This window comes from Ketobacter sp. (genome assembly GCF_003671495.1).
GTDB lineage: Bacteria > Pseudomonadota > Gammaproteobacteria > Pseudomonadales > Ketobacteraceae > Ketobacter.
Genome location: NZ_RCHN01000045.1, coordinates 110190 through 125242, shown reverse-complemented (window position 1 = coordinate 125242; position 15053 = coordinate 110190). Strand labels below are relative to the sequence as shown.

Here is a 15053-nt window from a genome sequence, read left to right as displayed (position 1 = left end):
GAACGGCAATCCTCTTCCTTAATGTGGCAGTGGGTTGCCAGGCAAAACGGAGTAGTGAAACATGCACGCATCTCTTTGGGTAAGCAAAACCGGGTTGAGCGCACAGGATACCCGGCTGAAAACCATCTCCAACAACCTGGCCAACGTCAGCACCACCGGGTTCAAGCGGGATCGTGCGGTCTTTCAGGATTTGCTCTACCAGATCAACCGTCAACCGGGGGGGCAGTCCTCCCAGAATACCGAGTTGCCCTCCGGATTACAGTTGGGTACCGGTGTGCGTATGGTGGCGACGCAGAAAGAATTCACTATGGGCAATATCGAGGTGACGGATCAGGGTCTGGATATGGCGATCAATGGTCGCGGATTTTTTCAGATTCTGATGCCGGATGGCTCCATCCATTACACCCGTGATGGACAATTTCAGGTGGATTCCACCGGCCAGGTGGTGACGTCCGGTGGCTTTCCTTTGGAGCCCGGCATTACGGTTCCGGAAGGCTTTCAGAATATTTCCATCGGCACTGACGGTGTGGTGACTGCGGTGGACGCGCAAACCGGAGACGCCACCCAGATCGGTAACGTGCAGTTGGCGGATTTTATCAATCCGGCGGGATTGGAGGCCATGGGCTCAAACCTGTTCCGCGAGACGGTGGCCAGCGGTGCGCCTACCCAGGGTGAACCTGGGCAAAATGGCCTGGGGCCCATCATTCAGGGCGCCTTGGAAAGCTCCAACGTGAACGTGGTGGAAGAGATGGTCAATATGATCGAAACCCAGCGAGCCTATGAAATGAATTCAAAAGTCATTTCCACTGTGGACCAGATGCTGCAGTTCATCGGGCAGCAACTGTAATTGTGTGTTGGAGACAATCATGACTCGGCTGATCAACCCCGTTTCCTTGTGGATGCTGACGTCGGTACTGATTTGCGGATGCGCAACCGCACCGCAACCCAAGCCTGGCGACGCCCGTTATTCTCCGGTAATGCCGGTATCGCAACCGGAAGGAGAGCGTGCCACTGGCTCCATTTATGCCAGTGGGGCCGGGATCAGCCTGTGGGAAGACAAGCGGGCCCGCCGCATTGGCGACATCATCACCCTGTACCTGGATGAGCGCACGGTATCATCCAAAACCAACACCACTGCTATTGATAAAGACGACAAGATTGATATGGGAGTGGCCAGCCTGCTGGGTTCATCCCCTTCCACCAGCTATAACGGCACCCATTTAAACATGGCGATTGATGCCGACAACAGTCGTGAATTTGAAGGTGATGCCAATTCCGATCAAAGCAATCGGCTGTTAGGTCAGATCTCGGTGACCGTGGCTGATGTGTTGCCTAATGGCGTGTTGATGGTTCGGGGCGAGAAGTGGATGACCTTTTCCCAGGGTGACGAATTCATTCGGATTGAGGGTATGTTGAGACCCTCGGATGTGGCACCGGATAACACGGCCATGTCCACCCGCCTGGCGGACGCCCGAATTACTTACAGTGGCACCGGCGCATTGGCTGATGCACAGGTTCAAGGTTGGGCGTCGCGCTTCTTCGGTAGTAAATGGTGGCCGTTCTGAGGATTTGTTTCATGAAAACATGGCTGACAGTCATTGCCCTGCTGGTATTGCCCGGCATCAGTCTGGCGGACCGCTTAAAGGACATTTCCGATGTACAGGGTGTCCGCAGCAACCAATTGATCGGGTACGGCTTGGTGGTGGGTCTGGATGGCACCGGCGACAAAACCAACCAGACGCCGTTCACGGTACAAACCTTCCGTAACATGATGGAACAGTTCGGTATCAGCGTACCGGAGAACCTGACCCCAAAACTGAAAAACGTGGCGGCGGTGTCCATCCATTCGGAGTTGCCGCCGTTTGCCAAGGCGGGTCAGCGTATTGATGTAACGGTTTCCTCTTTGGGTAACGCTTCCAGTTTGAGAGGTGGCACTCTGTTGATGACACCGTTGCGGGGTGCAGATGGCCGGGTTTATGCCATTGCCCAGGGTAACCTGGTGGTGGGCGGCTTTGGTGCCCAGGGTTCTGACGGCTCCAAGATCACCGTGAATATTCCCAGCGCCGGGCGCATTCCCAATGGCGCTACGGTGGAAGTGTCTGCGCCAAATCCATTCCACGAAGGCAATACCTTGACGTTCAACCTGCATCAACCGGATTTCACCACCGCCAAACGGGTGCGTGATGAGATTAACCGCTTGTTGGGGCCGGGCGTAGCGCGCTCCATGGATGCCACGTCCATTGTGGTCACGGCTCCCCGCGATCCGTCCCAGCGGGTGACCTATCTATCGGTGTTGGAAAACCTGGAGGTAAAACCGGCGGAACCGTCGGCCAAGGTCATCATTAATTCCCGCACCGGCACCATCGTGATCGGCAACAATGTCAAAGTGTCGCCCGCTGCGGTCACCCATGGCAACCTGACGGTCACGATCTCGGAAAGTGTGGACATCAGCCAGCCCGGGGCGTTTGCCGGTGGCCGGACGGTGGCTGCCAATGAATCCCAGATCGATATTACCGAAGAGAAAAGCCATATGTTCAAGGTGGGCGACAGCGTCACCCTGGATGACATCGTGGCTGCGGTCAATCGGGTGGGCATGGCGCCAGGCGACCTGATGGCGATTCTGGAAGCCTTGAAACAGGCCGGTGCCCTGCGCGCTGAGCTGATCGTGATCTGATATGTTCAAGCCGCCCAGCAACAGTTCTCCTGATCTGTATCTGGACTTCTCCAAGTTCAATCAGCTGCGCAAGATGACCCGCGATGATGGGGATGCGGCCCTGAGGGCAGCTGCCCAGCAAATGGAAGGGGTCTTCCTCAATATGATGTTGCAGAGTATGCGCGACGCCAATGCGGTGTTTGCGGAAGGCAACATGCTGGATTCCCGTGACGGCCAGTTCTATCAGGGTATGTACGACAAACAGCTGTCGTTGAACATCAGTAAGCAGGGTGGTATCGGGTTGGCGGATGTGATTGTCAAGCAGATGCAGACCCAGGCCGCAGCCCGGCAACGAACCCCGGACGTCAATACCGATATTTCCGACTACCTGAAACATCCCGTATTGGCGCGACCTTCACTGCCGGTGGCGGAGGGTGAAACCGATTCCCGATCTGCAGCAACTGCACAGGATTCAAAACCGGCACCGAGTTCCTCTGTTGTTGCCACACCTAACGCGCACCTGGTTGCAGAGCAAGATACAGCTGATGCTCAGTGGCAATCCCCCAGCGATTTTGTACAGGTCATTTATCCTCACGCCAAACGTGCTGCGGAACGCTTGGGCACCTCGCCTGAAGCCGTGATTGCCCAGGCAGTGTTGGAAACCGGTTGGGGACAGCATGTGATGGAAGCGGCCGGCGGAGCAAACTCTTTCAATTTATTTGGCATCAAGGCGGATTCCCGCTGGCAGGGTGATGTGGTTCGCCGCAACACACTGGAATACCGGAATGGAATTGCCGCCCAGGAGAATGCCGCTTTCCGCTCTTACCGCTCTTTGGATCAGGCGTTTGATGATTATGTGAATTTTCTGCATTCAAATGCCCGCTACGAAAATGCCATTGGTAAAAAAAGTGAAGCGAAACAATGGGGTTTTGATTTGCAGAACTCCGGTTACGCCACCGATCCAAATTATGGCAACAAAATTGCAAACATCATGGATAGTGACGTATTTCAAGCAGCGTTAAAAACAGCGGCAACCAAACTTTAAAGCGGAACAGATAAATGGCAGATCTTGCGGGCATAGCATTATCAGGATTGAGAGCGAGTCAAACCTCGCTGTCGACCACCAGCCATAATATCGTTAATGTCGATACCGAAGGCTACAGCCGCCAGAAAACCGGCCTGGCCACTCGGGTTCCGCAATCCTACGGCGGCTCCTTTGTTGGCCAGGGCGTTGACGTTGCCAGCATATCGCGGGTCAGCAATCAGTACGTGGTCGATCAACTGCGGCGGGACATCGCATCCTACAACACCTACGATGCCTATTATGAATACGCGGTGCGTGTGGACCAACTGTTGGGAGATGATTCCACAGCGATCACACCCTCATTGCAATCCTTTTTTGACGCCGTGCAGGATGTTTCCAATGATCCGGCGTCGGTGCCCAATCGCCAGGTTTTACTGAGTTCCGGTGAAGCGCTGGTGAACCGCTTCAACGCGGTGTACGAGCAGGTGTTTCAAACCAACGAAACCCTGAATATTGAGCTGGATGCCGTCGCGTCCAAGATCACCCAGCTGGCCGCCAGCATTGCCTCCTATAACGAATCCATTCAGGCGGTGTACACCAACAATACCGGTGAGCTCCCCAATGACCTGTTGGATCAACGGGACGAGGCCGTGCGCCAGTTATCCGAACTGGTCGGGGTCGAAGTTCTGCAACAGCAGAATCTGAGCCTCAGCGTGTTCATTGGCAGCGGTCAGCCTTTGGTAATCGGCAATGACTCCTTCTCCGTACAAACCGTTTCCAACTCCACCGGTTTGCGCCGTAAGGACATCATCATCACCGATGGCAGCAACGTTCAGAACATCACAAACCTGGTGTCCGGTGGCCGTTTGGGCGGATTGATTACGGTACGGGAAGATTTGATCGACCCCGTATTTAACGAGTTGGGACGCATGGCGTTATCCGTGGCCCAGTCGTTCAATGATCAGCACCAGCTGGGTATGGACTTGGACAATCAGTTGGGTGGTACCTTCTTCAGCGACATCAATTCCAGCACCGCGGAATTTGCCCGTGTGGCGGGGAGAACGTCCAACGCGGGTACTGCAGCGATCTCGGTGACCATCGACGATACCAACCTGCTGACGGCAGAAGATTATCGGCTGCGATACGATGCCGGATCGGGTAACTACACCCTTTACAACGCGGACAATACCGTCAACGCCACGTTTGCTGATCCGGGCCCTGGTGGAACGTTTGCTACCACCGATGGGTTTACACTGAATTTCGTATCCGGCGCACCGGCGGACCGGGATGAATTCACCATCCTGCCCACCCGCCTGGGTGCTTATGAACTGGATATGGACATTACCGATGTCCGCCAGGTGGCCGCGGCTCTGCCGGTGACGACCAATCTGCCCGCCAGTAACACCGGTGCCGGCTATGTTGAGGACGTTATCGTAACGGACACCACCTCCGCGGACTTTACTACCACGCCCTTTGCCTTGGTGCCACCTTATCGGGTTGAGTTCACCAGCGCCACCACCTACGACGTGCTGGATGCCGGTACCAATGCGGTGGTGGTCGGTGGGGTTGCCTATACGCCGGGCCAATCCAATGGGCTGCTGGAATTGGCAGGCCTGTATCCGGCTTCCGGTTACGATGTGGTGTTCAACGGTAATCCCGCCACTGGCGACCAGGTTGAAATTGGCTACAACAATGGTGGCGTGAACGATAACCGTAATGCGCTGCTGTTGGGTGCGCTGTCCACCACCAAAACCATTGCCAATGGTACGGTCACCTATCAGGGTGCCTATGGCCAGCTGGTGAGTGGGGTAGGCACCCGCACCAACGACGCTTCCGTCAGTCAGGAGGCGGCGCAAACCATCTTGAATCAGTCTGAGGCACAGTGGGAATCCATCTCCGGTGTCAACCTGGATGAGGAGGCAGCGAACCTGATCCGGTTCCAGCAGTCCTACCAGGCTTCTGCCAGAGTGATCCAGGTGTCCAGTGAACTGTTCGATACCATAATCAGTTCCCTCTGAGGTTGATAAGATGCCGATTCGAATCTCAACCTCACAAGTATTCACCCAGGGAGCCAACTCCATTCTGGATAACCAGTCCAAGGTGAATCAGACCCAACTGCAGTTATCCAAGGGCACCCGGATTCTGAAACCCTCCGACGATCCGATTGGCTCGGCGGTGGCGCTGGATCTACAGAAGCAGATCGACAACTCATTGCAATTCATCAGTAACGGTCAAACCGCTGAAACCAAGCTTGCGGTGGAGGAGTCTGCGCTGGCCAATGTGACGGATATCCTGCAGCGGATTCGCGACCTCACACTGCAGGGTGCCAATGCCACCATGAATCAGACCGACCGCCAGGCCATCATTGTCGAGATTGAGCAGCGGATGGACGAGCTGATTGGCCTGGGCAACAGCCAGCTGGCCAGTGGTGAGTACCTGTTTTCCGGTTTCAAAACCAACGTCAAGCCGTTCTCCCGGGATGGTACCGGCAGTGTCACCTACAACGGCGATCAGGGTGTGCTGAATGTAAACGTCAACACCTCAGTCAGGGTGGAAAGCGGCAATAGCGGCGACGAAGTGTTCTTCGACATTAAAACCGGTAACGGCTCGTTCGTGACGGAAGGGGATTCCTCCAACCTGGGCACCGGTGTCATCAGTGCTGCGGTGCTGGAAGATCCCACCGTTTATGTGGGCGACCAGTACAGTGTGGACTTCTCGTTGAGCGGCAGCGGAGCGCTTCAATACCAGATTACCGGGGCCAATACCGGGCCAGTCTATGCGGCTCCGTTGCCGCTGTTTGACGAAGACGCGTCCATTTCATTCAACGGCATCAACTTTTCCATCTCCGGGTTTCCGCAGGCCGGGGACAGTTTCAGCATTGAGCCGAGTTTCAGGCAATCCGTGTTTGCTACGGTGAATCAGGTTGTGTCGGCGCTGAAGATCCCGAACAACACCGCTACCCTGCAGGCCACCTTTCAAAATGCCCTCAACGTAGGTCTGCAGAATCTGGATCAGGCCATGAACCACATTGATGAAGTCCGTGCCAGCGTGGGCAGCCGACTCAATGTGATTGAAAGTGAGGCGGAGATCAATGAGAGCCTGAAGGTGGAAGCGCAGTCGGCGCTGTCGGTGGTGAAGGACCTGGATTACGCCGAAGCCATCACGGAATTGAATAAGCGAACCCTGGCGCTGCAAGCGGCGCAGCAAAGTTTTGTCCAGGTTCAGAACTTATCCCTGTTTGAATTTATTTAGCGCGGTTAACACCATGAGTACACAGATTTTACTGCAACACGGTCAATGGCGAGGAGGCTAGCATGGGTGAATTGAAACAGGCCCGGAACATCGAATTAACAGTTGAATCAGCCTTCCTCATCAGGACAAACGCCGGGAAGGCGAAGTAGGAGAAACCAACATGCCACAGATTATTAATACGAATATTTCGTCAATCAATGCCCAGCGTAACCTGAATAAATCTCAGGGCTCGTTGCAAACGTCGTTGCAGCGGCTGTCGTCAGGCCTTCGCATCAACAGTGCCAAGGACGATGCCGCCGGTCTGGCGATCTCAAACCGCTTCACCACTCAGGTCAGAGGCTTGAATGTGGCTGTACGTAATGCCAATGATGGTATTTCGCTGGCCCAGACCACTGAAAGCGCGCTGGATGAAATTACCAACGCATTGCAGCGAATTCGGGATCTGGCTGTTCAGTCAGCTAACGATACCAACAGCGAAGCCGATCGACTGTCCTTGCAGGCAGAAGTGGATCAGCTGATTGACGAGGTGGATCGTATTGCGACGACTACCACTTTCAACGGTCGTAACGTTCTGGATGGGTCACTCACGTCCTATTACTTCCAGATTGGTGCCAATGCAGGGGAAGGGGTCGAAGTAGGTGGGGTAGATGCTCGTATCGACTCCTTGGGTTCTCAGCCTGGTGCAGTGCAAAGTACAGCATCCAATATTGCAGCCGCAGCGGCAACTGCGCTGGCGAGTTTTCCGATCACCGTCGGTACCAATGGTACGACAGTTGATGTGTTGAGTGCTGAGAATGGCGGCACTATTACCGGCGCGACGCTCGCGAACTTGCAGGACCCTACCGCGAACGACTATGGCTCGGGTGTTGCCAAGTACCTGGCTGAGCGGGTTAATGAACTCCGCGAAGAAGGTGTGGAAGGTATGGAAGGGGTGTACGCCTCTGCCACAACTACGTTTGATTGGTCCGATGTAACGGGCGCCGTTGAGGCGGACGCTTTTGTTGGTGCCGGTACCCTTGCCAACGGTGATTTGCAGATAAACGGAGTAGACATCGGTCCGGTTGAGATCCAGGAGCGTGATGCGGACGGCAGTTTGCTGCGGGCTATTAACGCCAAGGAAGATATCACTGGTGTTAAAGCCAGTATCGACGACAACGGGCGCCTTGTACTGACGGCTGAAGACGGCCGGGATGTGGTCATTTCCACCAATAACGGCGCCGAGGATGTGTTGTTTGACGGGGGCGACGATCCCGCGAACACTAACGATATAACGGCTATAGCAACGCAGTTCAAAGCCGGTACCATTACCGTTTCCGCTCAGGATACCATTGCTTTGGGTGCCTTCACCCAGGCCGGCGATGATGACAACATACAGGCAGTGGGCACCATCGCGAACGCCGATATCACCACGGTTGAGTCCTCCAATATCACCATGGAATCGGTCGATAGCGCCTTGGCACAGATTGATGCTTTCCGCGGTGAGTTGGGTGCGGTGCAAAACCGTTTCGAATCCACAATCCGTAACCTGTCCGCGGTATCGGAGAGTCTGGCCGCTGCCAACAGCCGAATCCGCGATGCGGACTTCGCGGCAGAAACAGCCAACTTGTCCAAGAATCAGGTGCTACAACAGGCGGGTATCTCGGTTCTGGCTCAGGCTAATGCCTTGCCGCAACAGGTATTGTCATTGCTCCAGGGCTAACTTCCGCCCTTAAGCTCTCCCTTATAACACTAAGGCGCCCCAGTTGAAGCAATTCGGGCGCCTTTTGTTATATGTGGGCCGTGATAGATATAAAAAAGTGAGGATATGTAACTAAAAGGTTTAAATATTTGATCAAGTTGTGTGAAACCGGGCCGATAAATCTATTGAACGGAAGATTGAAGTGACACGGCCTCACAGAGGCTACACCAATCGCATAAGTCCTCAGTAGTTGAGGTCGTGTTGAAATAAACGCAGGAGACACACAATGCCCCAGATCATTAACACCAACATTTCGTCCCTTAATGCGCAGCGTAACCTGAATAAGTCGCAGGGTTCTCTCCAGACCTCCCTGCAGCGTTTGTCTTCTGGTTTGCGTATTAATGGCGCCAAGGATGATGCTGCCGGCCTGGCCATCTCCAACCGATTCACTACCCAGATTCGTGGTTTGAACGTTGCCGTTCGAAACGCTAACGATGGTATTTCTTTCGCCCAGACTACTGAAAGTGCTCTGGACGAGATCACCACCTCCTTACAGCGTATTCGTGACCTGGCTGTTCAGTCTGCTAACGACACCAACAGTGCTGCTGACCGTCAATCTCTGCAGGAAGAGGTTGATCAGCTGGTATCTGAAATCGATCGTATCGCCAAAACCACAACCTTTAACGGTAACAATGTGGCAGATGGTTCTCTGACTTCACTGAGTTTCCAGATTGGTGCTAATGCTGGCGAAACTGTAGCGGTTGACGGTGTGGATGCTCGCGCCAGTGCCCTGGGTAGCCAGCCCGGTGCGGTTCAGTCCACAACTGGTGAAATTGTAGCGGGTACCGACATTGCTGCCGGTGCAGGTTACAGCATTACATCAGGTGCTGGTGACACCGTTGATGTGACTCTGGCTGCAAATGGTGGTGGTATTACTGCTCCCACTGCTGCTCAATTGCAGGATCCAAACGATGACAACTACGGATCTGGTGTTGCTCTGCAATTGGCTGAGCGCATCAACACTCTGCGTGAAGATGGCGTAGAAGGCCTGCAGGGTGTTTATGCAACTGCAGTAAATACCTTTGATTATACTGACGTAACGGGCGCAACTGCAGCCAATGCTTACGTTGGTGCCGGTACACTTGCTAACGGTGATCTGGAAATCAACGGTGTCGACATTGGTCCAGTTGAGGTTCAGGAAAAAGACGCTGACGGCAGCCTGGTTAACGCCATCAATGCCAAGACCAGCACCACTGGTGTAACTGCAAGTGTTGACGAAAACGGTAATCTTAAGCTGGAAGCCGTTGACGGCCGGGATATGGTAATCGTAACTGCAAACGGTTCTGAAGAAATCCTGTTTGACGGTGGCGACACTGCCGCAGCCACAGATCTTACCGCTCTGGCTAACGCTGGTGACGGCTTCAAGGGTGGTCAGATCGTGATTTCCGCCCAGGATACGCTCACTTTGGCTGGCTTCACGGCGGGTGCCGCGGATGAACAGAACGTTCAGGCTGTAGGTACCATTGCAAATGCGGACATCACTACCGTAGAAGCTTCCAATATCACCATGGATTCTGTTGACAGTGCCCTGGCTCAGATCGACTCCTTCCGCGCAGGTCTGGGTGCGATTCAAAACCGATTTGAATCTACCATCCGTAACCTGTCTGCGGTGTCCGAGAGTCTGGCAGCTGCCAACAGCCGAATCCGTGATGCAGACTTTGCGGCAGAAACAGCCAACTTGTCCAAGAACCAGGTATTGCAGCAAGCAGGCATCTCGGTTCTGGCTCAGGCTAATGCCTTGCCTCAACAAGCTTTGTCACTGCTGGGTTAATTCTCCAGCGTGATATAAGCCTGCAACAAGGTCATTAGTTTGGCGCGGGGCCCGGGATGAATCTCGGGCGCCCGCATTTGTTGTATCAGGTGGCGTGTATGATAAGCGATAAGCCTTTAAACGCAGATTTGAACTTAACCGTTAAGGATTTGAGCGGTGTAGCATCAAGGAATCGTGCGCGTGATCAGGTGGATAGTGATGGTATTCAGCAGGTCTCGCAAACCGATACCAAGGCGGCTGAGGCTGCTGGTAATTCTATTTCCAAGGAAATCTCCAGGGAAATTGAAGCGCGGGTTGATAAGGATGTTGAGCAGGTTCAGAAGGAAGAGTTAAAGAAAAAAGTAAACGAAGCCATTCCCAAAGTCAGGGAGTTGATGCAGAGAAATCAACGCAGTCTTGATTTTAAAGTGGCGGAACACGAAAATCGTATCGTTATCACAGTAATAGACGAAGAAAACGACAAGGTAATCAGACAGATACCCCCTGAGGATGTGCTGAAAATTGCCGCATCCATCGACCAGGGACTGGAGCTGCACGGAGGGTCAATTCTTAACGACAAGGCCTAAAGCTTCAGCAGACGCAGCCGATAATATTTCTATATCCCATACTATACTCGATTAGTAGGGGATGAAGATAAATATTGAATTGGAATGAAAATTGCTGGTTAACAGGTAAAGTCACAATACGAGAGTAATGAACTGCTCGCCTGTTTGCCGAACGTGAGGTCTGCTCTATGGCTATTACAGCCGCTGGAACCGGTTCCGGCCTTGATATTGAAACCATTATCGAGACGCTGACGAAAGCGGAGCGGACTCCTATGGACTCTCGCCTGGGTACCCGCGAAATTGAAATCCAGGCTGATATCTCCGCTTATGGCTCCTTGAAAGGCGCATTGAAAGATTTCCAGGCGGCATTAACCGGCCTCTCCTCGCTGACAAGTCTTGCCGCCCGTTCCGCCGTATCTTCCAACGAAAGTATCTTCACCGCCACTGCAGCCAGTGGCGCGGCCGTTGGTAACACCAATATCCAGGTCATTAAATTAGCATCCAACCACAAGCTGGTTTCCTCGGCTGACTTCGCCAGTCCCACAACCCAGGTCGGCGCCGGCAAGTTGAGCTTGAGTCTTGGCAGCAACAGCTTCGATGTGGACATCGTCGGTGGTCAAAACAATACTCTGGCGGGCATCCGCGATGCTATCAATGACGATGCCAACAACCCCGGTATCACCGCCAGTATCCTCACCGTGAGTGATGGTATGGGCGGCACCGTTTCCAAGTTGGTATTGACCGCTGATGAGAGCGGTGCAGATAACAATATCACGGTATCCGTAACCGGTGATTCCGATGGCAATGATCTCGATAATAACGGGCTTTCCTCGTTTATTAATGCCAACATGTCGGAGAAGAGCCTGGCGCAGGATGCTGAACTGAGGATCGACGACGAATACACCGTTACCAGTTCCAGCAATGTTTTTGATAACGCGATTCAGGGTGTTACAATCAATGCTGTTGCCGTAAGTTCCGGCACCAACGATACGCTTACTATAAGCCTGGATAAATCCGAGATTAATGCACGCTTGGCTGAATTTGTTGAAGCCTTCAATACCCTGAGCGATACCCTGAATTTCCTGACCGATTACGATATCGAGACGCAGGAAGCCGGATTGCTCACCGGGGATTTTGCTGCCCGCACCATCGAAACCCAGATCCGGCGTACTATTTCCGATGTGGTGGAAGGGGCCGGCAGTTCTTTTAGTACTTTGGCCTCGATCGGCATTACCACTCAGCGTGATGGCAGCCTTGGTCTGGATGCGACCAAGTTGGCTTCAGCGTTGAATTCCAACTTTGATGATGTTGCTGATCTGCTCGCAGGTGACGATGGCATCATCAAAAAACTGGATGACAAGCTGGAAAGTTTTCTCCGCAGCGATGGCATTATTGCCAGCCGCAACAACACGTTTTTGTCGCAGTTGAAGGACATTGACGAGCAAAGAGAAAAGCTGAATTTAAGAATGGAATCTTTCGAGGAACGGTTACGCCTGCAGTACACCAATCTGGATATTTTGGTAGGGCAACTGCAAAGTACAGGCGATTTTGTCAGCCAGCAGCTTGATATTATCAAAGCGGGTATAACAGGAAAAAATTCAAAGTAAGGTGAGACCCATGAATGTAGCCAAAGGCGCTCAACAGTACGCGCAGATGAACAAACAGACCGGTGTGGAAAGCGCGAACCCCCATCAGCTGATTGGTATGTTATACCAGGGCGCATTGGACAATCTGCAGCAAGCGATTGGTTGTATTGATCGTAACGACTTCGAAGGTCGAGGTCGCCATCTGGGCAGGGTGATCACCATTTTAGGCGGTCTGCAGGGCTTTCTGGATCATGAAAAAGGCGGCGAGATTGCCAAGAACCTGGACAGTCTCTACGACTATATGAGTGTTCGTCTGTTTGACGCGTCGAAAGAGCATGATAAGGCGCCTGTCGAGGAAGTGATTGGTCTGCTCAAAGAGATCAAGGCCGGCTGGGATGGTATTGCCGATCAAGCCCGCCAGATCTATACCCCCGAATCCAATGCAATGAGTGAGTGAACGGGCATGTTGGAAGAGGTTATCAGTTTTCGGGACCGGATAGAGCGATCGCTCGCGGAGCAGAATTTTGCCGAGCTAAAGGAGGCCAGCACGGAGTGCGAAGTCTTCATGAGAGCCAAACTTCCGACGCTGGGCGGTGATAGTGAAGACCTTTCCAGCGTGCTTGTTGAGTTGGAGCAACTGATTGATATCTACAGCAAGGCCGTAGTCGCTGTGTCTGAGGCCAAGGAGCAGACTGTTAAGCAATTAAGCTCCTTGGGAAAAAGTCGAAGCAATACCAAGACCTACCTGGATGTCGCCCGGCATCTCACGCCCTGATCCATAGATTCTCTCCTGTAACGGAATTTCTCGTGTCATAAATTTGACTGATCCAGTGGTTATAGCCTTTACTGAACTATAACTATTGAAAATGCGTCAAAAAGCGCATTTCGCTTTACGTTTTTTGACGGGATTGGTTGAAGATTGGCGATTATGTGGCGAGAAATAAAAGTATTACTACTGGATCATAACGAAGAACGTTCTCATGATCTGAAAGTTATTCTGGATTTTATTGGTGAAGAAACCATAGTGTGTAAAGAAGGTGATCTTGACGGGATTACCAAAGACCACGAGAGCGGCAGCATCACCTGTGCCATTATCAGTCAGCTCGATAACACGGATAAGATTGCTGAGTACCTGGTGGATTGGGATCCTACACTCCCGATTATTCTTTTGGATGCTTCCGAGTTATCCGCAGAAGCCGACGAAGAGTTGCGCAAGGCAGTTATAGCCACCATTGAAACGCCGCCTAATTACACCAAGATGATGGATACCTTGCACCGGGCTCAGGTGTACAAAGATCACATGAAAGCGGATCCTGCCCGGGCACAACGGCGAGAGGCCCAGTTGTTCCGGAGTCTGGTGGGAACCAGCCGTTCCATTGTTCAGGTTCGTGAGCTCATGGCTCAGGTGGCGGATAAGGATGTGAACGTGCTCATTACCGGTGAGTCGGGGACTGGAAAAGAAGTGGTGGCGCGAAATCTCCATTACAATTCCCATCGTCGTCACAAACCCTTTGTGCCGGTTAACTGCGGTGCTATTCCCCAGGAGTTGCTGGAAAGCGAATTGTTCGGTCATGAAAAAGGCGCTTTTACCGGTGCCATTACCAGCCGTCCCGGTCGCTTTGAACTGGCCGAGGGTGGCACCATCTTCCTCGATGAAATCGGCGATATGCCGTTGCACATGCAGGTCAAGCTGCTGAGGGTACTGCAGGAGCGGACCTTCGAAAGGGTAGGGGGGGCCAAAACCTACCAGGCCGATGTTCGCGTTATCGCTGCGACCCATCAGAATCTCGAAGAGCACATCTCGGAAGGCAAGTTCCGGGAAGACCTCTACTATCGGATTAACGTTTTTCCCATAGAAATGCCGCCGTTGCGGGAACGAACGGAAGACATTCCGTTACTACTCAACGAACTGGTGGCGAGAATTGAAAACGAAAAGCGTGGTTCCATCCGCTTTAACTCTGCTGCGATCATGGCCCTCTGCCGTCACGAATGGCCGGGTAACGTGCGGGAGCTGGCGAACCTGGTGGAGCGGTTGGTGATCACCCATCCCTATGGGGTGATCGGTGTTTCTGATTTGCCCAAACGTTTTCGTCATGTGGACGATATCGATGAAGACCGCGAAATGCCGTTGGAAGTGGCAGAGACCGGCATGCTGCCTGGGTACGTAAGCATGGATACACCGGCTCTGCTGCCGGTGAACGGGATCGACTTAAAAGAGTATTTGTCCAATCTGGAATGCAATCTGATTCGCCAGGCATTGGATGACTGTAACGGCATCGTCGCCAGGGCTGCCGAGAAGCTTAAAATCAGACGTACCACGCTGGTGGAAAAAATGCGTAAGTACGATTTGAACCGGGCCTAGCTTAACGCTGGCCCTCTCTTCAATTTGTGTCGTAATAATGGCACCCCCATTTGAACAATCTTCTAATTAGCTGATTCCTAAAGTTAAAGTCGTTTTGGCATAAGGTTTGCTGAATGCTCGGA

At 53.0% G+C, this 15053-nt stretch carries 13 protein-coding genes and 2 pseudogenes; all 15 read left to right on the top strand.

The features are described 5' to 3' along the window. The first annotated feature begins 61 nt into the window (after window positions 1-61). Entirely contained in the window at window positions 62-847 is a 786-nt protein-coding gene (flgG, locus tag D9N14_RS20895; protein ID WP_290583450.1) for a flagellar basal-body rod protein FlgG, read from the top strand. 19 nt (window positions 848-866) lie between these two features. Continuing rightward, window positions 867-1565: a flagellar basal body L-ring protein FlgH gene (flgH, locus tag D9N14_RS20890; RefSeq protein WP_290583448.1), complete on the top strand. Its 699-nt coding sequence runs from the start codon at window positions 867-869 to the stop codon at window positions 1563-1565. Between the two features lie 11 nt (window positions 1566-1576). Further along, window positions 1577-2674: a flagellar basal body P-ring protein FlgI gene (locus tag D9N14_RS20885; protein WP_290583446.1), complete on the top strand. Its 1098-nt coding sequence runs from the start codon at window positions 1577-1579 to the stop codon at window positions 2672-2674. A gap of 1 nt (window position 2675) precedes the next feature. Continuing rightward, window positions 2676-3698, top strand: coding sequence for a flagellar assembly peptidoglycan hydrolase FlgJ (gene flgJ, locus D9N14_RS20880; protein WP_290583444.1), 1023 nt, complete (start codon window positions 2676-2678; stop codon window positions 3696-3698). Window positions 3699-3712: 14 nt separating this feature from the next. After that, window positions 3713-5695, top strand: coding sequence for a flagellar hook-associated protein FlgK (flgK, locus tag D9N14_RS20875; RefSeq protein ID WP_290583442.1), 1983 nt, complete (start codon window positions 3713-3715; stop codon window positions 5693-5695). A gap of 10 nt (window positions 5696-5705) precedes the next feature. Continuing rightward, window positions 5706-6929 (top strand): flagellar hook-associated protein FlgL, encoded by a 1224-nt coding sequence (gene flgL, locus D9N14_RS20870; RefSeq protein WP_290583440.1) that lies wholly within the window; start codon window positions 5706-5708, stop codon window positions 6927-6929. Between the two features lie 160 nt (window positions 6930-7089). Further along, window positions 7090-8097, top strand: a pseudogene (locus D9N14_RS20865) (flagellin hook IN motif-containing protein); the annotation flags it as partial. A 24-nt stretch (window positions 8098-8121) separates the two neighbouring features. Next, window positions 8122-8628, top strand: coding sequence for a flagellin (locus D9N14_RS22740; protein ID WP_411267967.1), 507 nt, complete (start codon window positions 8122-8124; stop codon window positions 8626-8628). 265 nt (window positions 8629-8893) lie between these two features. Next, a pseudogene (locus tag D9N14_RS20860) lies at window positions 8894-9898 on the top strand (flagellin hook IN motif-containing protein); the annotation flags it as partial. Window positions 9899-9925: 27 nt separating this feature from the next. After that, window positions 9926-10438 carry a flagellin gene (locus D9N14_RS22735; RefSeq protein ID WP_411267966.1) on the top strand — a complete coding sequence of 171 codons (513 nt, stop codon included), beginning with the start codon at window positions 9926-9928 and terminating at the stop codon, window positions 10436-10438. 98 nt (window positions 10439-10536) lie between these two features. After that, a complete protein-coding gene (locus D9N14_RS20855; RefSeq protein WP_290583434.1) occupies window positions 10537-11004 on the top strand; it encodes a flagellar protein FlaG in 468 nt (155 codons plus the stop codon). Between the two features lie 167 nt (window positions 11005-11171). Further along, window positions 11172-12590, top strand: coding sequence for a flagellar filament capping protein FliD (gene fliD / locus D9N14_RS20850; RefSeq protein ID WP_290583432.1), 1419 nt, complete (start codon window positions 11172-11174; stop codon window positions 12588-12590). Window positions 12591-12600: 10 nt separating this feature from the next. Further along, window positions 12601-13026 (top strand): flagellar export chaperone FliS, encoded by a 426-nt coding sequence (gene fliS, locus D9N14_RS20845; RefSeq protein WP_290583430.1) that lies wholly within the window; start codon window positions 12601-12603, stop codon window positions 13024-13026. A gap of 6 nt (window positions 13027-13032) precedes the next feature. Next, window positions 13033-13344: a hypothetical protein gene (locus D9N14_RS20840; RefSeq protein WP_290583428.1), complete on the top strand. Its 312-nt coding sequence runs from the start codon at window positions 13033-13035 to the stop codon at window positions 13342-13344. Between the two features lie 153 nt (window positions 13345-13497). After that, window positions 13498-14931, top strand: coding sequence for a sigma-54 dependent transcriptional regulator (locus tag D9N14_RS20835; protein WP_290583426.1), 1434 nt, complete (start codon window positions 13498-13500; stop codon window positions 14929-14931). The last annotated feature ends 122 nt before the right edge of the window (window positions 14932-15053 follow it).